The following is a 20,783-nucleotide window of genomic DNA, read 5'->3' as shown; positions in this document are numbered from 1 at the left end:
GACGTGAAATTGAGATGGTTTGCTTTTTTGATTGTGTTGCTTGCAGGCTGTAGTTCAAAGCAGGATTACAAAAAACAGGAATGGAACCCGGAAGTCCCGGTGAAACGGGCGATGCAGTGGATGCCGATCACTGAAAAAGCCGGTGCTGCCTGGGGCGTCAGCCCGCGTCTGGTGACCGCCATCATTGCGGTTGAGTCGGGCGGGAACCCGAATCTGGTCAGTAAATCGAACGCGGTGGGCCTGATGCAGCTGAAAGCCTCCACCGCAGGGCGGGAAGTCTACCGCCATATGGGCTGGAGCGGACAGCCATCCACCAGCGAGCTGAAGAACCCGGAGCGCAATATTTCGATGGGTACTGCCTATCTGAGTATTCTGGAGCACGGGATCCTGCAGGGAATTGAGGACCCGGAAGTGATGCAGTATGCGCTGGTGGTTTCCTACGTTAACGGGGCAGGCGCGCTGCTGCGCACCTTCTCCTCGGATCGCAAAAAGGCGATTGCCGAGATCAACGACCTGGACAAAGACGAGTTCTTTGAGCACGTTGTCAACAATCACCCCGCTCCGCAGGCGCCGCGCTATATCTGGAAGGTGCAAAAGGCGATGGACGCCATGTAATCCGTTGCCGGGCCGCCACGCGCTGCCCGGCCGCGATTAACGCACCTTGTTGGCGCGCTCCCGCGCTTCACGCTCGAGCGAGTAGATAATCCGCTGCAGTTCCCGCTCCGGGCCTGGCCCGACATTGAGAAAACGGAAGCTCAGACGCGGCGTGGTGATGGTTTCGTTTTTGCTGTCCACCACCTTACGTTCGCTCACCGTGATCAGCTGCGCATCGAAGAAGAAACGACCCCAACCGCCCATATCCAGTTCGATTTGCGAGAAGCGCATCCCTTCGACCAGAGCGTCGGGTTTAGCGCTATCCATCAATGCCCCCATGCCGCCCAGGGAGAGATCGTGCAGGCGAAAACGGATCACGCTCTTGTCCGGCATTTTGGCTTTACAGAAGTAGGCCGGATGCAGCGGAGCATTGATGCGGAAATACTCTCGTCGCTGGATACACCATACCGATGCCGGCAGCGAGGTGATAAAGGCGGGCAGCCCCTGCCAGGTTCCCTGTTCCAGCCGCGGCAGCTCGAACTCCACTTTCGCCCCCTGGGTGTCGGCGGCCACGGTGATGGTTTCTGCGCGCAGCACCGCACGGTTTTCGTACTCCTGGCTGCCTAAATCCATTACCAGCCGCTCTGGCGTTGCATCCAGAATTTTGCTGATGAACTGGTTGTTCCCCCAGCTGATACGCACGGGAACATTCTGTTTTTGCAGATCGCGTAATACCCCTAATACAGCCAGCGGATTAGTTTTCAGGAACTGCTCACTGTAATTACTCACGCCCCAGGGCTCCTCGATAAATGACAGTCTGTGGTTGCGTTATCGGCAGGCAACGGCGGAACTTAATACAAACCAGCAATTATTTTTTTCGCCACAGCCGCAATTAAGTCAGTGTCCTCAATATGGTTTTCCGGCTATTGCCTATACTTATATGACTTGCGCGGGCGGGTGTTCTGCGCAAGCTTAACTCTGCAAGAGGGCATCACTATGGGTATTATCGCCTGGATTGTATTTGGTCTGATTGCTGGTGTTATCGCAAAATTCATCATGCCGGGACGGGATGGTGGCGGTTTTATTGTGACCTGTATCCTTGGGGTCGTAGGTGCGGTTGTCGGCGGCTGGCTGGCAACGATGTTTGGCATCGGCGGCAATGTATCCGGATTTAACCTGCAAAGTTTTCTGGTCGCCGTGGTGGGCGCTATTCTCGTGCTACTGGTTTACAGGATGGTACGACGCGCCTGACACACGTAAAAACGGCTCTTTTGTAAGAGCCGTTTTTTTGTGCGGTTTTCCCTGCAACATCGCCGGGTGGCGGCTGCGCCTTACCCGGCCTACGCCCTGCCTTTGACCTTGTAGGCCCTGCAAGCGTAGCGCCGCCGGGCAGCAGGCCGCACCGGGGCCACATCGCCGGGTGGCGGCTACGCCTTACCCGGCCTACGACACCTTACTGCCCGACACTCTTCTGCGTTTCCGCCGGTTCATCGTTAGCGGCTGGCTGCGACGTGGCGTTGCCGCTGGTCGCCGGTGGCGTCGTTACCGAGGGTTGATCGCTTGTTGCCGCAGGTTGGTTACTGGTGGCCGGTGCGGGAGTGGCTGCTGGTTGATTACCGGTCGCCACTGGGGTGGTGGCCGCCGGTTCATCATTAGCCGCAGGCTGCTGGGCTGGCAGTTTGTCGCAAGGGTTGGCCTGCGGGCAAACCAGATCCAGCATCTTCAGCGTTACGCCGTTAGTCCAGCCAAAGCCGTCCTGCAACGGATATTCGCCGCCACCGCCGCCCGTACCGGTGGTGGACACATCATATTTCTCCACCAGCTTCTGCTCGCGATCGTAGGTGTGCTGGACGTTGGTAAGGAAGCGCCAGGTAACGTCCATCGCCACTTTTTTATGCCCGTAGTTCTGCAGGCCTTCGGTGGCGACCCACTGCAGCGGTGCCCAGCCGTTTGGCGCATCCCACTGCTGGCCGCTGTTGACGTTGGTCGTCGCGATCCCGCCGGCTTTCAGCAGCTGGGCCTCGGCGGCCGTGGCCGTTTTGTCCGCACGCTCCTGCGAGGCTGCCTGCACGTACAGCGGGAACAGCGCCGCGGCGGTCAGCTGATCGCGCACCTGTTTGGTTTTCAGATCGTAATCTGCATACCAGCCCTGTTTGTCGTTCCACAGATAGCGCTCCATCGCTTTCTGGCGATCGGCTGCCAGACCCTCGTAACGGCTGGCCGCCGCGCTGTCCCCGCCGTCCTGACTGGCCTTCGCCAGCAGTTTTTCCATCTTGAACATCAGGGCATTCAGATCCACCGGCACGATGCTGGTGGTGCGGATCGTCCCCAGCTGCTGCGGATCGTCCATCCAGCGTGAGCTAAAGTCCCAGCCGGAGGCGGCGGCGGAACGCAGATCGCGGTAGATCTCGGTCGCCGGGCGGTTGGGGTATTTTTTCGCCGTGTTGATATCATCCAGCCAGGATTCCGGGCGTGGGGTATCGCGATTGTCCCAGTAGCGGTTCAGCACGGCACCATCGTCCAGCTTCACCACCCGCTGGCTGGCCTGACCCGGCTGGAGGGCATCCACCCCTTCCATCCAGTAGGCGTACTCTTTTTCCATCTGCGGACGGTATTTTTTCAGCGCCTCGCTGTCGTGCGTGGCCAGTAGTTCAACCATCAGCGAGAAGAACGGCGGCTGGGAGCGGCTCAGGTAGTAGCTGCGGTTACCGTTAGGAATGTGGCCCCAGCTATCCAGCTCATAAGCGAAGTTCGCCACCATATCGGCGACTTTGTCCCAGTGGCCGCTCTCGGCCAGACCCAGCATGGTGAAGTAGCTGTCCCAGTAGTAGATCTCGCGGAAACGCCCGCCCGGCACCACGTAAGGTTTCGGCAGCGGCAGCAGCGAATCCCACTTCCCGGCGCTGGAGGTGGTGCGCGTCAGCACCGGCCACAGGCCGTCGATATGCGCGCGCAGGCTCTGTCCGGCAGGCGGAACGTACTTTTCCTTTTCCGTCGGCAGGGTAAAGTTCATGTCAACAAAGTGACGCAGGTCGAAGCCGGACTGTTTGCGCTGCATGTGGTAATCGGCAAGGATCGCCTGGGGATCGTTTTTCGGTACGGCATCGGCAAAGGTTTTTTGATCGGGGAAGAGTTTGGCGCTTTGCACGTCGTTGAACAGCGGCCCGAACAAAATGTCCGGGGATTGTTTCTGGGCGCTGGACGAGTCGTCCGCATAGCTGAAGGCGGTGATCCCAAGCAGGATGCCGCCAATCGCCAGCCGCAGTGTGGCGGGGCGTTGAGGTCTCATCATGGTTGTTCTCCTAAGTTCGCTGGGCAGCGTGGCCGCTGTCATCAATCACCTGAAAACCTTAGACGAATCTTAGCCATTTCGCGTGTCGGATAGCGCATTTTGCGCATATCCAGACAATTTACCGTTGCGGATGGATCGGAGCGAAGCCGCTGTTTTTTCACATATATGCCGGAACAATCCCCACATCTGCACTACCTTCATAACCAGGCTAAGTGAAAGGGAGTGCCAATGAAATCTTTACCTTTGATCGTTCCAGCCATCCTGCTTCTTGTCGGCTGCGGGGCAAACAACTCACCGCCGCAGGCCCCCATCCCCGGTGAAAGCACCTCCGCCAAAATGCGCACCCTGGAAACGGGCGCCCAGGTGATTCAGTCCCGCCCGCCGGTGGAGGCCATCAGCGCGTATCTCGACGGCTTTCATTTTTACAGCGGGGATAAAAACGGACAGATGGAGGCCCATCACTACGTGACGGTGCTCAATGAAGACGTGATGCAGGCGGTTATTTATGACGGTAATACGAAGGATGCCCGGCTGATGGGCGTCGAGTACATCATCAGCGAGCGCCTGTTTAATACCCTGCCGCCGGAGGAGAAAAAGCTCTGGCACAGCCATCAGTACGAAGTGAAATCGGGCAGCCTGGTGGCCCCCGGCCTGCCGGCGGTGGCGGACAAGGCGCTGATGAGCAAAATCGTCAACACCTACGGCAAAACCTGGCACACCTGGCATACGGATCGCGACAAAACCCTGCCGCTCGGCATCCCGGCCCTGATGATGGGCTTTACCGGGGAAGGGCAGCTCGACCCGGCGCTGCTGGCGGATCGCGATCGGCGTCTGGGGATCGATACGCAGGAGATTAAACGCCAGCGTGCCGATATCGTTGCCCACCCGGTGGCGAAGGGCGCCAATGCCTGGCAGCAGGGCGAGGTCATCCAGCTCCGGCGCGTGCAGGGCAGCGGTGAACACGGTCACGGCGACACTACGCATTTTGGCACGTCAGAGCAGAATCAGCAGACGCAATCACCTTGATGAGGAGGCGATATGAAGATCCATCACCTTAACTGCGGGTGCATGTGCCCGCTGGGCGGCGCGTTTTACGACGGTTTCAGCAAGGGGCTGCATGCGCACCTGGTCTGCCACTGCCTGCTGATCGAAACCGAGCGCGACGGGCTGGTGCTGGTGGATACCGGCTTCGGCCAGGGGGACGTGCGCGAGCCCGCCAGGCTGTCGGGCTTTTTCCGGGTGCTGAATAACATCCAGCGCCGGGAGTCGCTCACGGCCCGCGCCCGGGTCGAGGCGCTGGGCTTCAGCGTGGCGGACGTCCGCCATATTATTCTGACGCACCTGGATTTCGATCATGCGGGCGGGCTGACCGATTTCCCCCACGCGCGCATCCACTTAATGCAGCAGGAGATCGACACCGCCCAGCAGCGCCACAGCTGGCTGCAGCGGGAGCGCTATCGCCCCGGGCAGTGGAGCGCCACCTCTGGCTGGGAGGGCTATCAGGTGCAGGGCGAGCGCTGGTTTGGCTTCGACGCGGTAACGGCCCTGAACGGACTGCCGCCGGAGATCCTGCTGGTGCCGCTGGCCGGGCACACGCCGGGGCACGCCGGGATTGCCATCCAGCAGCCGCAGGGGTGGCTGCTCCACGGCGGCGATGCCTGGTTTTACCGGGATGAGATGCGCCAGCCGCAGCGCCACTGTACCCCCGGGCTGCGCTTTTACCAGTGGATGATGGCAATGGACAACGATGCCCGGCGGCGCAACCAGCAGCGGCTGCGCGAGCTCTCCTGCACCCATGCCCACGACATCACTTTTTTCTGTAGCCATGATGCGCGGGAGCTGGAAAGTCTGGCGACGCAGCCAAAACCGTCCTGATTACCGGAACTTAGGCGTGGCCTGCTTTTGCGGGGATACGCTTAAAAATTATACTGGATATTTGAACAGGTATTTGTATACTATTAGAGCAAATTACCCGAGTAATGTATGAGTGAGGGGTGAAACCTATGGTAATTCCTGTTCAAAATTTCCAGTCCAACAACCAGCTTGCCACCATCAGCAGCCGTGAGATCGCAAAAATGACCGGCATTGCCCATACCGAGGTGAAGCGCATGGTGAAGAGTCTGGAAACAGCGCAGCGTCTTTCGCAGCCGGTAACGGCCAGTCTGTACGAGCGCGAAGGTGAAACGCGGCAGGAGTTTTTGCTGAACAAACGCGACTCCCTGCTGACGGTTTCACGCATCTCCCCGGGCTTCACGGCTGCCATGCTGGATCGCTGGCAGGAGCGTGAGAGAAACGCCAATATCCCGGACTTTACCAACCCGGCGGCGGCGGCACGCGCCTGGGCCGAGCAGTATGAAAAATGCCACCGGGCGGAGGAGCAGCTTGCGCTCTGGGCTCCAAAGGCGGTGTTTTTTGACCAGTTCGTCAGAGTGAAAGAGGCGATGGGTTTTCGTCAGCTCTGTAAGATGCTCAAGGCAAAAGAGCCGCAGTTCCGCGAGTTCCTGCTGGAGCGCAATATCATGCAGCGCGTCGGCGGCAATCTGGTGCCGCCGCAGCACCATATCGACGCAGGCTATTTTACGCTGCACAGCGGCGTGGGCGAAAACCAGCACACCTGGTCTCAGGCGCGCTTTACCGCGCGCGGCGTGAAATGGGTGGCCGATCTGTGGTCAAAACATCTCTCCACGCTCACCATCGAACTGCCCCGCGAGGAGCGCAGCGAAGGCACACCGTCGCAGCAGAGCTGGCTTTAACCGCTAATCGAACCGGTCAGATCTCCTGTGGGGTCTGGCCGGCTTCGCGTAATGCCCCCGGCGACTGGCCGACAATCCGCTTAAACGCCCGGCTGAAGGCCGCCAGCGAGCCGTAGCCGAGGCGCAGGGCCACGGTCTCAATCGCCTGATTCTCCTGGCCGATATACTGGATCGCCAGCCGCATCCGCAGCTCGGTGAGGTATTTCGCCGGGGTCGTGCCGGTAGCCGAGAGAAACCGCTCGGCAAACACCGACCGCGACGTTCCTGCCTCTTTTGCCAGCTCCGCCACGCTCCAGTTAACTCCCGGCTGCTGGTGCATGGCGTAGATCGCCCGGCTGAGGCGCGGATCGCGCAGCACCTGGATCCAGCCGGTGGCTTTTCCGCACCCGGCCTCGACCCAGCCGCGCACAATCAGCGCCGCCACCACGTCCGCCAGCCGGGCGAGGATCCCGGCAAATCCCACCTGACGGGTCATCGACTCGCGCTCCATCGCCTCCAGCAGAGGATGGATCTCCGGCCAGGTGGTCATCAAACGGCTGACCATCATCACCTCCGGCATCGCCTTGATCAGCGGCTGCATCCCGCCGAGATCGAAATTCATACACCCGCTGAATATCACCACGTTGTCGCTGTCCGGGCAGGGCTCGCAGTGGATATCGCAGACGCTGTTGCAGATCGGCTCGCTGGGAAAGGCCGAGACCGGGGTCACCGTCGCGTCGTCTCCGGAGAGCAGGGCATGAGCATCGCCGTTGGGGATAAACACCGCGTCGCCGCTGTTCAGCGCGAAGCGCGCTCCGCTGTGCATCCGCAAGATCGCCGGACCGCGGCTGATAAAGTGGAACTGGGCTTTTCCCGCGGCCGCGCTGAAGGCCACGCCAAAGGGCATGCTGGCCTCAATCCGGCGGTATTTCACCCCCGACAGGCGCATTCCGCGCAGTAACTCACTGATCAAATCAGGCGACTGGAGCGTCATTTCTCGATTCCCGGACGAATAATCAATAAGTGGAGATTATATGTCATAGATCGTCCGCGGTGAACTGCCTATGCTTTGCGACATACATCACATTTTCCTGACGGGAGTAGTACACATGCATTCATCCATCGCCGCAAATGAGACCAGCGCCCCGGCCAGACCCGCCTGGCGCGCGGTCTGGTCGCTGGGGCTGGGGGTATTCGGCCTGATTGTCGCCGAGTTTCTGCCTGCCAGCCTGCTGACGCCCATGGCTGCCAGTCTCGGCGTCAGCGAAGGGGTGGCCGGGCAGTCAGTGACCGCCACCGCGCTGGTGGCGCTGGTCACCGGCCTGCTGATCACCTCCGCCACCAAAAGCATCGACCGCCGCTGGGTGTTGATGTTCTTCTCGGTCCTGCAAATTATCTCCAGCCTGATGGTCGCCTTCGCGCCGACGCTGCACGTCCTGCTGATGGGCCGCTTGCTGCTCGGCGTGGCGATTGGCGGCTTCTGGGCAATGTCCACCGCCACCGCGATGCGCCTCGTGCCCGCCAGCGACGTGCCAAAGGCGCTGGCCATTATCTTCTCCGGGGTGTCGATTGCCACCGTGGTGGCCGCGCCGCTGGGTAGCTATCTCGGCAGCCTGATCGGCTGGCGAAACGTCTTTATCCTCTGCGTGGTGCCCAGCGCGCTGGCCCTGCTGTGGCAGCTGTGGGTACTGCCGTCGATGCGCCCGGAGAACAGCGGTAGCCTCAGCACGCTGTGGCGGGTTCTGCGTCGTCCGGGGATGATCGGTGGCCTGCTGGCGACTATTCTGATCTTCAGCGGCCATTTCGCCTTCTTTACCTATTTGCGTCCGTTCCTCGAGACGGTGGGGCAGGCGAGCGTGGAAACCATTTCCCTGATCCTGCTTGGCTTTGGCGTGGCAAACTTCGTCGGCACCTCTATTGCCGGGCATCTGCTGGCGCGCAACCTGCGCCTTACCCTGGCGCTGGTGCCGTTCGCGATGGGGATCCTGGCGTTGCTGATGGTAGCCTTTGGGCATCTGGCGCTGGTCGACGGCCTGCTGGTGAGCCTGTGGGGCTTCGCCTTCGGTCTGGTACCGGTGGGCTGGTCAACCTGGCTGGCGACCACCGTCACTGACGAGGCTGAAAGCGCGGGCGGACTCATGGTCGCCGCGATCCAGCTGGCGATCGGCGCCGGTGCGGCAGGGGGCGGGGCGGTGTTCGATCTCAACGGCGCGAGCGGGGTATTCACCGCCAGCGGCGTGCTTCTGGTCGCGGCGATGGTGATGGTGTTTGCCGGGGTACGGGTGAAACCGGTCGCGGCGGAGTAAGTTTGCATGCCCGGCGGCGCTGCGCTTGCCGGGCCTACAAAAACCGTAGGCCGGGTAAGGCGTAGCCGCCACCCGGCGATGCCACTACTGCTGCGCGGTATTTTTCATTGGAATCAACGAAATCACCACCGCGCCCAGCACCAGGAAACCAGCCACCATAAAGATCCCGGCGTTGAAGTTGCCGGTGACATCCTTCATCCAGCCCATCAGCAGCGGCCCCAGCGCGGCGCCGGTCATCCCGGTGGCGTTGATCACCGCAATCCCCAGGGCCCGGGCGCGCAGCGAAATAGAACGGTCCGGCGTCGTCCAGAAGATCACCATCGCCGCAAAGGCACCGGAAGAGGCCATCACAATCCCGGTGAACTGCAGCATCGGATCGCTGCTGGTGGCGGTAAGGATCCAGCCTGCGGCGGCAAACAGGTACGGCAGCAGGGTGTGAACTTTACGCTCGTTGCGCTTATCGGAACGTTTACTCCACCAGACCATCGCTACTATGGTACAGACCTGCGGGATGGCGCTCAGGATCCCGATGGTCACGTTGCTGCTCTCCTCGCTGATGCTGCGCAGGATCAGCGGCGTCCAGACGCTGAGGGCGCTCAGGGTGTTGGTCAGGCAGAAGTAGGCGAGGGTGTAGAGCATGATGGTCGGGGTGAACAGCTCCCGCATCAGGCTGCCCTGTTTCGGCGCCAGCGCGGCCCGCTCCCGCTGCTGGGTGCTCTCAGCATTCAGGCGATCCGCCTCCAGCATCTCCTTCAGGCAGGCCTTGTCATCCTGGGTCAGCCAGCGGGCTTTGTCCGGGCTATCGTCCAGCCAGAACCAGACCACGAAGCCCAGAATCACTGACGGGAAGCCTTCCAGCAGGAACAGCCACTGCCAGCCCTTCAGGTTCATCACCCCATCGAGGTTCAGAATGTACCCCGAGGCCAGCGAGCCCAGCGCCATCGTCACCGGCATGGCAATCATAAACAGGGCGTTAGCGCGGGCGCGGTAGTGCGCCGGGAACCAGAAGGTTAAATAGAGCAGCAGGCCCGGCAGGAAGCCGGCTTCGGCGATCCCAACCAGCATACGCAGCACATACAGGCTACCAGGGCCGGTGGCGAACATGGTGGCGGTGGATGCAATCCCCCAGACCACCATCAGAATGGCGATCCAGCGCCGGGCGCCCACGATACTCAGCATCACGTTGCTGGGGATCCCGCAGATCACATACATCACGTAAAACAGGGTGGTCGCCAGGCCAAACATGGTGCTGGTGAGGCCCAGATCTTTGCCCATCGTCAGCCCGGCAAAGCCGATGTTGATGCGATCCAGATACGAGAAGACGAACAGGATGAACAAAAAAGTGATTAGCCTGCGGAATAACTTTTTGATCACCCGCTGTTGACGCGGATCGAGCGTGACGTCAGCAGGCGAAGGTGGAGCCAGCACGTCAGCGCGTGTCTGTTCCAGCGATGGACTCTCGTTCATGAAAAGCTCCACATTGCGGTTATAGGTATTGTTGTTTCGTGCAACCTGAACACGTGCGCTAACGTATAGGAAATCGCACACATAAACGTCAATGTTATGTTTGAAAAATGATACGCAATTGTTAATCACGTAGCGTTTTCGAATCATATTGCGATATCGATCGGCTTTCGTGGCGCGCAGGTAATAAGAGAAGGCATTGCCGGGCGTGAAGAGGCTATAGCGGGCGGACAATAGCGGGTATAATTGCGGCCATTGCATCACTTCTGGAACGTCATTTCATGAGTCAAACCACACCATCGTCAGACACCGGCTCCTCTTTTCATCGCGAAGAGTTCCCGTTCTACTGGATCGTTAATGTCTATGCGCGCTACACGCAAGTTATGGAAATCACACTGAAAAAGGTGCAGCTCGATGTTTCCCGCTTTCGGGTGCTGATGATTACCGAGCAGTACGGTAAGGCCAGCATCTCGCAGATCTCCGAATATGCGATGACCAAGATGCCGACCGTCACCAAAATTGTTGGTCGCCTGCGTGATGACGGCCTGGTGACCACCGCCAGCAGCGTGCAGGACGCCAGGGTGACCGAGGTGATGCTCACCGATGCCGGACGTGAAAAAGTGGCCGAGGCGCACCGCCTTACCAGCAAGGTTTTTGAGAAGGGTTTTAAAGGGATGACCGCCGCCCAAATGGAAAAAATGAACCTCTCGCTGGCGAAGGTACTCGATAACCTGAACGAGCTTTGAAGCGGCCGCAGAGAGAATTGCGGATTTGTGACAGCCTTAAAAATTTCAGATAATCTAATTTAAAACAATGAGTTAATAAAAAGCCGCGCGGAGTCCCAGCGCGGCTTTTTTTTCATTTCCGTGCAGTTTTAATTGTTATTAATCATCATCATACCCCACTCGCCTGCAAGTGTTATAAAAATGTTTCCATGTTATTTTTACGTAAAATTAACGTGAAAAATTACTTGAATATTCATCTAAATATTCCATCATTGACCTGAGTTCACGTGGGTCGAATCGCAGCGAAGACTGCCCCGCCCGAATATGATTCGTTTTTTCTGTCTAAGGTGCGAATTATGCAGCCTGTTACTGAGAGCAATGGTTACGTAGCACGGTTTACCCTCGGCGAGGGCGACCTCAGCTTCGCGGTGAAAGACACCCTCGACATCGCAGGCTTCCCGACCCGCGCCGGCTGTCCCGCACTGGCGGCCAACCCGGCGGCGGAACAGCATGCCGAGGTGGTGGCGACCCTGCTCGGACAGGGCTGCGTCCTGACCGGAAAAACCACCCTGCATGAGCTGGCGTTTGGCGTCACCGGGATCAACCCCTGGGGCGGCACGCCGGTTAACCCGCGTTTCCCTGACCTGATACCCGGCGGCTCCTCCAGCGGCTCGGCCGCGGTGGTGGCTGCCGGAGGGGTGGATTTCGCCCTCGGCACCGATACCGGCGGCTCGGTGCGGATGCCCGCCGCCTGCTGCGGGATCCTCGGCTTAAAACCCACCTACGGCCGGCTTAGCCGGGCAGGGGTGATGCCCGCTCACAGCTCGCTGGACTGCGTGGGCATCTTTGCCCGCAGCAGCAGCGTCCTGCGCCAGGTGCTGACCCGTCTTGCCCTTCCGGTCGACGCGCCCGTGACCACGCTGCCCGCGATGGGCTTTATCCCGACGGCCACGAGCGACATAGACGCGCTGCTGCTGAATTTCCTCGCGCAGTGGGACCTGCGCCCGCAGCAGGTTGATCTCCCCCTGCTGGGCGATGCTCATCGCGCCGGGCTGACCCTCATCAGCTGCGAAAACTGGCAGGCCTTTAACCCCTTACTGAGCGACGACAGAGTGTCTGCCGACGTGGCAACCCGCATTCGCGCCGGAGCCAGCATTGATACCGACGCCCTGAATGGCGCTGAAGATATCCGCCGGGCATTCACCGCCCAGGTCGATGCCCGGCTGGCGAAAACCCCGCTGCTGGCGCTGGCAACCCTGCCGGAACTGCCCCCGACCCTGGACGAGGCGAAAGACCCGCTGAGCGTGGTCAACCTCACCCGGCTGGTGCGCCCGTTCAACCTCAGCGGCCATCCGGCGCTGACCCTGCCTGCGGGCACGCTTGGTGGCCGTCCGGTGGCGTTGCAGCTGATCGCCGCCAAAGGGCAGGAGGGCCTGCTGATCCAGGCCGCCGAATGGCTGGCTGAACGACGACGCCGCTAACCATCCCGTTTTACCGCGCCCGGTTTTAACAATAACTCAGTGAGTACCACTCATTGCGGCAGCGCTCGTCTCTCTGCGGGCCGCACACTCTTTTCGGGAGGAAGCTATGTCAGCCATTCATGTTCGTGAGGAGCTCGTTCCACTGCTGAATGACGTTGCGGCCCGCAGCGCCGATTTTGAGCAGCAGCGTTATATCTCTGACGACATCATCGCCCGGTTTAAGCAGGTCGGCGTCTACCGCGCGCTGGTCCCCAAAATCTATGGCGGCGAGGAGTGCTCTCCGGCGCAGTTCTGTGAGCTGATCGAGCAGATCGCCACCGCCGATGGCTCTGCAGGCTGGGTCGCCAGCTTCGGCATGAGCCCGTTTTATCTCGGGGCGTTGCCAAAGGACACCCTGAAAGCGCTCTACCGCGACGGCCCGGACGTGGTCTTCGCTGGCGGTATCTTCCCGCCGCAGAAGGCGGTGCTGGCCGACGGCGGCTATCGGGTCAGCGGACGCTGGGGCTTTGCCAGCGGCAGCATGGGCGCCTCGGTGTTTGGCGTCGGCATCCTGCCGGAAAGCGGCGAACCTCTGCCGCGGATGGCGGTTCTGCCGCGTGATTGCGTGCAGATCGACCCGGTGTGGAACACCGTCGGCCTGGCCGGAACCGGCAGCCACGATCTGGTGGTTAACAATGCCTTTGTGCCCCAGGAGTGGACCTTCGTGCGCGGCGGCGCCCTTAACCTCGACGGGGCGCTCTATCGCTATCCGGTGCTGTCTCTCGCCACTCAGGTGCTCTCGGTGGTGGCGCTCGGCGTGGCCCGCGCCGCCCTGAATGAAATCTATGCCATAGCCCATCGTCAGCAGTCAGTGACCGGTGCCCCACGGCTGGCCGACCGCCCGCAGGCCCAGATGCAGATTGCCCGCTGCGAAGCGGAACTGCGCTCCGCCCGGGCCTGGTTCTACGACGCCATCGACGATGTCTGGCAGTGCATTCTCGCCGGGGATGAGCCCGTCAGCGAGCAGATCAACGCCCTGCGGCTCTCCTCTACCCACGTCACCCGCGTGGCCGCCGAGGTCACCCGCCAGGCGCTGGCGCTGAACGGCATGGGCGGCATCACCATGAAAAGTCCGCTGCAACGCTACGTGCGCGACACCATGGTGATCACCCAGCACGCCTTTATGGGCGACCTCTCTTATCTCAACGCCGGTACGGTCTATTTCGGTGGCCAGCCTCTGCCGGGTTATTTGTAATTTTGACGAAAGGAGCAACAGATGAGCCAGACAACAACCTTACGCGTGCTGTTTTGCATCGGCGTGAACCAGAACTTCTTTGATGCCACCCCGGCGGAAGCCAAACAGGTGTGGGGCGCGTTCGGCGTGATGATGAAAGGCATCGACGAAACCCAGGGCATCCGGGTGATCGGCAACATGGACGACGACCGTCTGATGGTTGGCCCGTCTACGACCTCCCCGTGGACCACCTACGTGCTGGCCGATGCCGACAACCTCGACAGCGTGGTGGCCGCCTGCAACCTGTTCCGCACCACCCCGGTGGGCGACGGCGAGAGCAAGCTGTGGAAGTACTGCAAGATCGAAGCCCGCGTCGGGCGTGAACTGATCATTCAGTAACGGAGCCCATCATGAGCCCACAGGATGCGCTGCGTTTACAGCAGCTTGAGGATCAGCAGGCAGCCCGGGTCTGTATCAGCAACTACATGCGGCTGTGCGATCGGCTGGACAGCATGGAGACGGTACAGGCCATCGGGGCGCTGTTCAGCGCAGACGCCTGCTGGGAAGGGGTGGGGGAGCCCTACGCCACCCGGCTGGGCAGGCATCAGGGGCGTGCGGCGATTGAGGCGATGATGGCGAGCTACGTCCGCCACCCGGCGCACTTCGCCCTCAATGCCCACTTTCTCTGTTCCGAAGCCCTGTATCAGGATGCCGACGGCGAGCTGCACGGCCGTTGGCTGATGCTGCAAACCTCCGCCTTTACCGCTGGCGGCGCGCACCTGAACGCGGCCGAGTTGCAGATTATTTTCCGTCGCGAGGCGGGGGAGATGACCATCCACCATTTTACCACCCGCAACCTGTTCAGCAGGCCGGTAAGCCACTGGCAGGCGGCGGATGCGCTCCCGGTACCCGACAACAATTAGAACCCCGACGACGAGCAGGAGACAGATTATGCAGTGTGACCACATCATCAATGTCAAAAATATCGATACCACGGCGCAGCCCGTCCCGACCAGAGAAGAGATTGCGGCCCTGGTGAAGGCGGACCGCGTCCACACCTCGCTCTATACCTCAGACGAGCTGTTCCAGCTGGAGCTGGACCGTATTTTCACGAAAACCTGGGTCTGGGTGGCGCACGTCAGCGAGATCCCGGAGACCGGCAGCTTTAAAACCACCGAGATCGGCACCCAGCCGGTGATTGTGGTGCGCGACCGCAAAGGCACCATCCACACTCTGCTGAACCGCTGCCGACACCGCGCGGCCACCGTCTGCGAACACCGCACCGGCAAAACCAACAGCTTCGTCTGCCCGTACCACGGCTGGGGCTACGCCCTCGACGGCAGCCTGCGCGGCGTGCCGCACCCGGAAAGCTACGCCGACCAGCTGGAGAAAAACGAACTGGGGCTGGTGTCGCTGCGTACCGAGCAGTACGCGGGCATGGTGTTCGCCACTTTTAACGAGCAGATCGAACCCCTGGAGGATTTCCTCGGCGCGGCGAAGAAGTGGATGGATCTGTTTATGAAGCAGGGGGCGGGCTACCCGGTCAAGACCGGGCCTGCGCACCGCTTCCGCTTCCCGGGCAACTGGAAGATCCAGCTGGAGAACACCACCGACGGCTACCACTTCCCGGTGGTGCACCGCTCCTTCCTCAGTTCGGTCGATAAGCAGACCGAAGAGATGCTCAATTTTGTGGACGGCAGCGGCTATGTCGAAGATCTCGGCAACGGCCACAGCGTGATGGTGATGATCCCCGAGCTGGTGGATCTGGAAGCCAACCTCGATGCGCCGATCCCGGAACGCTTTATCGGGCTGGCGGACGAACTGCGCAAAGAGCACGACGAAGAGCAGGTCCGCCGCATCGTGCGGGCGGTGGGCGGCTCTGGCTTCAACCTCAACCTGTTCCCGAACATTGCCTGCTCGATGGCCTTCTTCCGCGTTCTGCAGCCGATCTCGGTGATGGAAACCGAGATTCACCACGCGGTGATCACCATGGACGGCGGGCCGGAGATTGCCAACCAGGCGCGTCTGCGTCTGCACGAACACTTCCAGGGCCCGATGGGCTTTGGCACCCCGGATGACTCCGAGGCCTGGGAACGCGTCCAGCGCGGGGCCACCGCGGGAGAAGACCTGTGGATCATGCTTAATCGCGGCCTGGCCGGGGAGTACCGCACTGACGACGGCCTGCGCAGCGACGTCAGCGCCGAAACCGGGATGCGTGCGGCCTACCAGCAGTGGAAAAAGTTAATGACGGAGAGCGAAAAATGATGACGCCAGATTCTGTGCTGTTTGCGGCGATGTCCGTAATTAACCTCGAAGGCGATCTGCTGGACCAGGGCGAGTTCAACGCCTGGCTGGCTCTGTGGCAGCGCGACGGCCTGTACGTGGTGCCGATCGACCCGAACGAGAACGATTTCAAAAACACCCTTAACTACGCCTGCGACGATCACCACATGCGCGAGCGCCGGGTGAAGCGCCTCTACAGCGGGGAGTCAATCTCCACTACGCCGCGGGCCAGAACGCTGCGCACCCTGTCGCGCTTCCGCCTGCTGGAGTCCAGCGAGGATCTGATCGTGGTGCGCGGGGCGCAATCCCTGTGGGAGCACCGCAAAGGCCACAGCCGCCACTACGCGGCGGACATCACCTGGCACCTCAAGCCGCAGGAGGGCAGGTTGCTGATTACGCAGAAGGTGATCCGCCTGGTTAACAGCGACGATGTGCTGCACAGCATCGGCTACATCCTCTGAGGAACCGTCCATGACGCAAACCGTATTAGTGACCGGCGCCGCCGCCGGTCTGGGCAACGCCATTGCCGCTCATCTGCTGAAGCAGGGTTATCAGGTGGTGCTGACCGATGTCGATGTGGATCGCGCCCGGGAGGCCGCAGATCGGCTCGATGACGGTCAGGGCAGGGTGCTGGCGCTGGGGCTGGATATCTGCCAGCCGCAGGATTTTACGCAGGCGCTGGAGGCCAGCGTTGAACGCTTCGGCAGCCTGGAGGTGCTGGTCAACAATGCTGCCCTGACCCTCGCCACCCCGGTGATGGAGATTGACGTCGAGGAGTTCGACCGGGTGATCGCCACCAACCTGCGCGGCACCTTTGTCGGCTGTCAGACCTTTGGGCGCTACTTCGCCACCCGCGGCTACGGTCGCATCATTAATCTGGCCTCGCTGGCCGGGCAGAACGGCGGCACTGCCTCCGGGGCCCACTACGCGGCCTCGAAGGGCGGCATTCTGACCCTGACCAAAATCTTTGCCCGCGAGCTGAGCAAATCCGGCGTAACGGTCAATGCCATCGCCCCGGGCCCGCTGGATCTGCCCATGGTTCACGCCCTGGTGCCGGAAGAGAAGATGCCCGGGCTGCTGCAAACGATCCCGGTGGGCCAGCTAGGGGAAGCAGAGTTTGTCGCCCAGGCCGTGGCCTTGCTGGCATCCGAACAGGCGTCGTTTGTCACCGGGGCGACCTGGGACATCAACGGCGGTCTGTTTATGCGTTAAGGAGTCAACATGCTGACATTACAGGTTATCAGGCGGGAGTTGCAGGGCGAGGTGGTCCTGCTGACGCTGGCGCATGGTGAGGGTATCGACCTCCCGGCCTTCAGCGCGGGGGCGCATATCGATCTGCATCTGGCAGACGACCTGGTGCGTCCGTACTCCCTGTGCGGCGACCCTGAGGATCGCCAGCACTACCAGCTCGGCATTCTGAAAGATACCCAATCCCAGGGGGGCTCCCTTGCCGCCCACGCCCTCAACGTGGGGGATCGGATCCCGGTCAGCGAACCGCGCAACCTGTTTGCGCTGGATGCGTCAGCCAGTCACAGCCTGCTGATTGGCGGAGGGATTGGCATCACCCCGATGCTGGCGATGGCCGCCGAGCTACACGCCAGCGGGCGCTCCTTCAGCCTGCACTACTGCGCCCGAACGCGCGACGGGGCGGCCTTTATAACGCAGCTGGAGCAGGCGGCCTGGGCCGACCGCGTTCAGCTGCACTTCAGCGACACCCGGCGGCTGAACCTGGCGGCAGTGCTGACCGACGTTCCGGCCAATACCCACGTCTACACCTGCGGCCCGACGCGGCTGATGGATGCCGTTACTGAACAGGCCGCGGCCCTGGGTTACTGCCCGGAACAGGTGCATCTGGAGTGTTTCAGCGCCGAAGTCGAAACCGGCGGCGCGGCATTCGAAGTCTTCGCGGCAGCCAGCGGCATCACCGTGCAGGTGCTGGAGAACCAGACCATCGTCGAGGCGCTGGCGCTTGCCGGGCTGAAGGTGTGCGTCTCCTGCAAACAGGGGATCTGCGGCAGCTGCCTGACCGACGTGCTGGAGGGCGAGCCGGACCATCGCGACAGCTACCTGACCGACGAAGAGAAAGCCGACGGCGACCAGCTTTTGTTGTGTTGTTCCCGGGCGAAAAGTGCCCGTTTAGTTATCGATCTGTGAGGAAACCCTTATGACACTGCAAACCGAATTTCGTAATGCGATGGCACAGCTGGGAAGTGCGGTCTCGGTGATCACCACCGACGGCCCGGCGGGCAAGTTTGGCTTTACCGCCTCCGCCGTGTGCAGCGTTACGGACTCGCCGCCGACGCTGCTGGTCTGCATGAACCGCAACTCCTTTGCCCACGCGCCCTTCAGGCAGAACGGGGCCCTCTGCGTCAACGTGCTCTCCAGCGACCATCAGGATCTCTCCGGGGTGTTCGCCAACGCCAGCCTGCGATCCGAGCAGCGCTTTGCGTATGACTCCTGGCAGGTGCTGGCCAGCGGCGCACCGGTGCTCAGCTCATCCGTCGCCAGCTTCGACTGCCTGATCGACACCTGCCATGAAGTGGGCAGCCACTCGGTTTTCTACTGCCAGGTGCAGGCGATACGCATCAGCGAAACGCCGCGCGGCCTCGTTTACTTTAACCGTCGCTACCATGCCGTCGGGCATGACCTGGAAGCGTAACACCCACAATAAAAGGTAACGCGGATGAGCCATGTTGAGACTCAAACAACTGCTGCCCCGGCTGCGGGCGCACAGGATGCCGGACAGCTGCGCAAGCTGGTGATCGCTTCGGTGCTGGGCAATGCCCTGGAATGGTATGACTTCTTCCTCTACGGCACCGCCGCGGCGCTGGTCTTCGGGCCGCTGTTCTTCCCGGTCGGCGGCGACCCGATGCAGGGCACGCTGCTGGCCTTCTCCGGCTTTGCGGTGGGTTTCCTTGCCCGTCCGCTGGGCGGGATCGTTTTCGGCCATATCGGGGATCGTTACAGCCGCAAGATGACGCTGATCATGACCCTGACCCTGATGGGAGCCACCACCTTTGTGATCGGCCTGCTGCCGGTCTATGCCCAGATTGGCATCTGGGCGCCAATTTCGCTCATCACCCTGCGCTTTTTACAGGGCGTGGCGTCCGGCGGCGAGTGGGGCGGCGGGGTGCTGATGTTGAGCGAGAACGCCCCGGCGTCGCGTCGCGGCTACTTTACTGCCTGGAGCCAGATGGGGGTGTCCGGCGGGTTTGTCCTCTCCGCCTTCGCCTTTTATCTGGTGCAGAAGCTGCCGGAAGACGACCTGATGAGCTGGGGCTGGCGCGTGCCTTTCCTGCTCAGCATCGTGATTTTCCTGGTCGGGGTCTATATCCGCAAAAACATCCGCGAGAGCAAGGCTTTCAGCCAGGCAAAACCGGAGGCGAAGCACGAGAAGATCCCGCTGATGGTGCTGATCCGCGAGCACCCGAAGGCGCTGCTCCAGGCCATCGCCCTGCGTCTGCCGGAGAACGGGGCCTCCTATATCTTCTTTACCTTCTCGGTGGTCTACGCCAAACACATCGGCATTGGCACCGGGGAGATCATCAGCGCCGTGACCCTGGCGATGCTGGTGGAGTTCTTCTCGATCCTGTTCTGGGGCGCGCTCTCGGATCGCATCGGCCTGAAGCCGGTCTACTACATCGGCGTCATCGGCCTGCTGGTGATGGCCTTCCCGTTCTTCTGGCTGCTCTCCACCGGGGACTACGGCTGGATCATGGTGGCGATGCTGCTCGGCCTGCCGTTCTGCCACGGGGCGATGATCGGCACTCAGCCCTGCATCATGAGCGACCTGTTCCCGGTGCGCGTGCGCTACTCCGGCCTGGCGCTGGGGCATGAGGTGGGCTCGATCTTCTCCGGCGGTCTGGGACCGATGCTGGCGGTGGCGCTGCTGATGCATTTTGACGCCTCCTGGCCGGTCTCCCTGCTGCTGATGGCCTATGCGTTGCTGGCGTGGTTCGCCCTGCGCAGTCTGCCGTCCACGAATAAAAACAACGAGGTAAGCAAATGATTGATAAACGGATTGCCGCCGCCGATGCCGCTGTGGCGGACATTTTCGACGGCGCGGTGGTGATGGTGGGCGGATTTGGCGCGGCCGGGCAGCCCGCCGAACTGCTGGATGCCCTGATCCGCCGCCAGCCGCGGGATCTGACCCTGATCAGCAACAACGCCGGGAACGGCGATTATGGCCTGGCGGCGCTGCTGAAGGCCGGCTGCGTGAAGAAGGTGATCTGCTCCTTCCCGCGCCAGACCGACTCCTGGGTGTTTGACGACCTCTACCGCCGGGGCGACGTGGCGCTGGAACTGGTGCCGCAGGGTAACCTTGCGGCACGCATTCAGGCGGGCGGCAGCGGCCTGGGGGCAATTTTCACCCCCACCGGATTTGGCACAGAGCTGGCGGCGGGCAAAGAGACTCGTCACATCGACGGCAAAGATTATGTCCTCGAGTACCCGCTCAAAGCCGATTTCGCCCTGATCAAAGCCCTGAAGGCCGACCGCTGGGGCAACCTGGTGTATGACAAAACCGGGCGCAACTTCGGGCCGATCATGGCTGCGGCAGCCAGCTGCACCATTGCCCAGGTGAGCGAGATGGTCGCCCTCGGCGAACTCGACCCGGAAGCGGTGGTGACGCCGGGGATTTTTGTTCAACGCGTGGTGACGGTCGCACCCGTTCGCCTGCCGCAGACGGCATAAG

General features: G+C 61.4%; 22 protein-coding genes. 18 read left to right on the top strand and 4 right to left on the bottom strand.

The genetic code is table 11. The features are described from left to right. Positions 1 to 3 precede the first annotated feature (3 nt). Positions 4 to 615, top strand: coding sequence for a membrane-bound lytic murein transglycosylase EmtA (gene emtA, locus ACP4QI_RS13170; RefSeq protein WP_142489910.1), 612 nt, complete (start codon positions 4 to 6; stop codon positions 613 to 615). 36 nt (positions 616 to 651) lie between these two features. On the opposite strand, the gene ycgR is transcribed toward emtA, so the two are convergent. Then, positions 652 to 1,383, bottom strand: a complete 732-nt coding sequence (gene ycgR, locus ACP4QI_RS13165) for a flagellar brake protein YcgR (RefSeq protein WP_142489909.1) — start codon at positions 1,381 to 1,383, stop codon at positions 652 to 654. Between the two features lie 207 nt (positions 1,384 to 1,590). Between ycgR and ACP4QI_RS13160 the strand changes: the two genes are divergently transcribed. Next, a complete protein-coding gene (locus ACP4QI_RS13160; protein WP_142489908.1) occupies positions 1,591 to 1,845 on the top strand; it encodes a GlsB/YeaQ/YmgE family stress response membrane protein in 255 nt (84 codons plus the stop codon). 202 nt (positions 1,846 to 2,047) lie between these two features. On the opposite strand, the gene treA is transcribed toward ACP4QI_RS13160, so the two are convergent. Next, positions 2,048 to 3,886: an alpha,alpha-trehalase gene (gene treA / locus ACP4QI_RS13155; protein ID WP_426495333.1), complete on the bottom strand. Its 1,839-nt coding sequence runs from the start codon at positions 3,884 to 3,886 to the stop codon at positions 2,048 to 2,050. A gap of 228 nt (positions 3,887 to 4,114) precedes the next feature. Between treA and ACP4QI_RS13150 the strand changes: the two genes are divergently transcribed. The 3 genes from ACP4QI_RS13150 (at position 4,115) to ACP4QI_RS13140 (ending at position 6,639) form a co-directional block, all read left to right on the top strand. Continuing rightward, a complete protein-coding gene (locus ACP4QI_RS13150; protein ID WP_156264019.1) occupies positions 4,115 to 4,912 on the top strand; it encodes an OBAP family protein in 798 nt (265 codons plus the stop codon). 12 nt (positions 4,913 to 4,924) lie between these two features. Beyond that, on the top strand, positions 4,925 to 5,761 hold the full coding sequence (locus tag ACP4QI_RS13145; protein ID WP_285111285.1) for an MBL fold metallo-hydrolase: 837 nt from the start codon (positions 4,925 to 4,927) through the stop codon (positions 5,759 to 5,761). 128 nt (positions 5,762 to 5,889) lie between these two features. Then, a complete protein-coding gene (locus tag ACP4QI_RS13140; RefSeq protein WP_142489904.1) occupies positions 5,890 to 6,639 on the top strand; it encodes a phage antirepressor KilAC domain-containing protein in 750 nt (249 codons plus the stop codon). A gap of 16 nt (positions 6,640 to 6,655) precedes the next feature. On the opposite strand, the gene ACP4QI_RS13135 is transcribed toward ACP4QI_RS13140, so the two are convergent. Continuing rightward, on the bottom strand, positions 6,656 to 7,612 hold the full coding sequence (locus ACP4QI_RS13135; RefSeq protein ID WP_426495334.1) for a cupin domain-containing protein: 957 nt from the start codon (positions 7,610 to 7,612) through the stop codon (positions 6,656 to 6,658). A 115-nt stretch (positions 7,613 to 7,727) separates the two neighbouring features. On the opposite strand from ACP4QI_RS13135, the gene ACP4QI_RS13130 reads away from it, so the two are divergent. Next, positions 7,728 to 8,924, top strand: a complete 1,197-nt coding sequence (locus ACP4QI_RS13130) for an MFS transporter (RefSeq protein ID WP_426495335.1) — start codon at positions 7,728 to 7,730, stop codon at positions 8,922 to 8,924. An 84-nt stretch (positions 8,925 to 9,008) separates the two neighbouring features. On the opposite strand, the gene hpaX is transcribed toward ACP4QI_RS13130, so the two are convergent. Then, entirely contained in the window at positions 9,009 to 10,391 is a 1,383-nt protein-coding gene (hpaX, locus tag ACP4QI_RS13125) for a 4-hydroxyphenylacetate permease (protein WP_142489901.1), read from the bottom strand. Positions 10,392 to 10,669: 278 nt separating this feature from the next. On the opposite strand from hpaX, the gene ACP4QI_RS13120 reads away from it, so the two are divergent. The 12 genes from ACP4QI_RS13120 to ACP4QI_RS13065 all read left to right on the top strand — a co-directional run bounded on the left by ACP4QI_RS13120 (position 10,670) and on the right by ACP4QI_RS13065 (position 20,782). Continuing rightward, positions 10,670 to 11,134: a MarR family winged helix-turn-helix transcriptional regulator gene (locus tag ACP4QI_RS13120; protein WP_156264015.1), complete on the top strand. Its 465-nt coding sequence runs from the start codon at positions 10,670 to 10,672 to the stop codon at positions 11,132 to 11,134. Between the two features lie 335 nt (positions 11,135 to 11,469). Further along, entirely contained in the window at positions 11,470 to 12,594 is a 1,125-nt protein-coding gene (locus tag ACP4QI_RS13115) for an amidase (RefSeq protein WP_426495336.1), read from the top strand. 106 nt (positions 12,595 to 12,700) lie between these two features. Then, entirely contained in the window at positions 12,701 to 13,828 is a 1,128-nt protein-coding gene (locus ACP4QI_RS13110) for an acyl-CoA dehydrogenase family protein (RefSeq protein WP_426495337.1), read from the top strand. A 21-nt stretch (positions 13,829 to 13,849) separates the two neighbouring features. Further along, on the top strand, positions 13,850 to 14,206 hold the full coding sequence (locus ACP4QI_RS13105; protein WP_142489897.1) for an IacB protein: 357 nt from the start codon (positions 13,850 to 13,852) through the stop codon (positions 14,204 to 14,206). A gap of 11 nt (positions 14,207 to 14,217) precedes the next feature. Further along, entirely contained in the window at positions 14,218 to 14,730 is a 513-nt protein-coding gene (locus tag ACP4QI_RS13100) for a nuclear transport factor 2 family protein (protein ID WP_426495338.1), read from the top strand. Between the two features lie 28 nt (positions 14,731 to 14,758). After that, entirely contained in the window at positions 14,759 to 16,072 is a 1,314-nt protein-coding gene (locus tag ACP4QI_RS13095; protein ID WP_426495339.1) for an aromatic ring-hydroxylating oxygenase subunit alpha, read from the top strand. Further along, on the top strand, positions 16,072 to 16,551 hold the full coding sequence (locus tag ACP4QI_RS13090) for an aromatic-ring-hydroxylating dioxygenase subunit beta (RefSeq protein ID WP_426495389.1): 480 nt from the start codon (positions 16,072 to 16,074) through the stop codon (positions 16,549 to 16,551). The genes ACP4QI_RS13095 and ACP4QI_RS13090 overlap by 1 nt, the downstream gene beginning before the upstream one ends. A 10-nt stretch (positions 16,552 to 16,561) precedes the next feature. Continuing rightward, positions 16,562 to 17,302 (top strand): SDR family NAD(P)-dependent oxidoreductase, encoded by a 741-nt coding sequence (locus ACP4QI_RS13085; protein ID WP_285129358.1) that lies wholly within the window; start codon positions 16,562 to 16,564, stop codon positions 17,300 to 17,302. Positions 17,303 to 17,311: 9 nt separating this feature from the next. After that, positions 17,312 to 18,244, top strand: coding sequence for a PDR/VanB family oxidoreductase (locus ACP4QI_RS13080; protein ID WP_426495340.1), 933 nt, complete (start codon positions 17,312 to 17,314; stop codon positions 18,242 to 18,244). A 10-nt stretch (positions 18,245 to 18,254) separates the two neighbouring features. Then, positions 18,255 to 18,749, top strand: a complete 495-nt coding sequence (locus ACP4QI_RS13075; RefSeq protein WP_142489892.1) for a flavin reductase — start codon at positions 18,255 to 18,257, stop codon at positions 18,747 to 18,749. A 24-nt stretch (positions 18,750 to 18,773) separates the two neighbouring features. Next, positions 18,774 to 20,099 (top strand): MFS transporter, encoded by a 1,326-nt coding sequence (locus ACP4QI_RS13070; protein WP_426495341.1) that lies wholly within the window; start codon positions 18,774 to 18,776, stop codon positions 20,097 to 20,099. Then, the gene (locus ACP4QI_RS13065) at positions 20,096 to 20,782 is read left to right on the top strand and encodes a 3-oxoacid CoA-transferase subunit A (protein WP_426495342.1); all 687 of its coding nucleotides are present in this window, start codon (positions 20,096 to 20,098) and stop codon (positions 20,780 to 20,782) included. The genes ACP4QI_RS13070 and ACP4QI_RS13065 overlap by 4 nt, the downstream gene beginning before the upstream one ends. Position 20,783 lies beyond the last annotated feature (1 nt).

Source organism: Leclercia sp. TB492 (genome assembly GCF_049974505.2).
Taxonomy (GTDB): domain Bacteria; phylum Pseudomonadota; class Gammaproteobacteria; order Enterobacterales; family Enterobacteriaceae; genus Enterobacter; species Enterobacter adecarboxylatus_C.
This window is presented reverse-complemented; position numbering and strand designations above follow the sequence as displayed.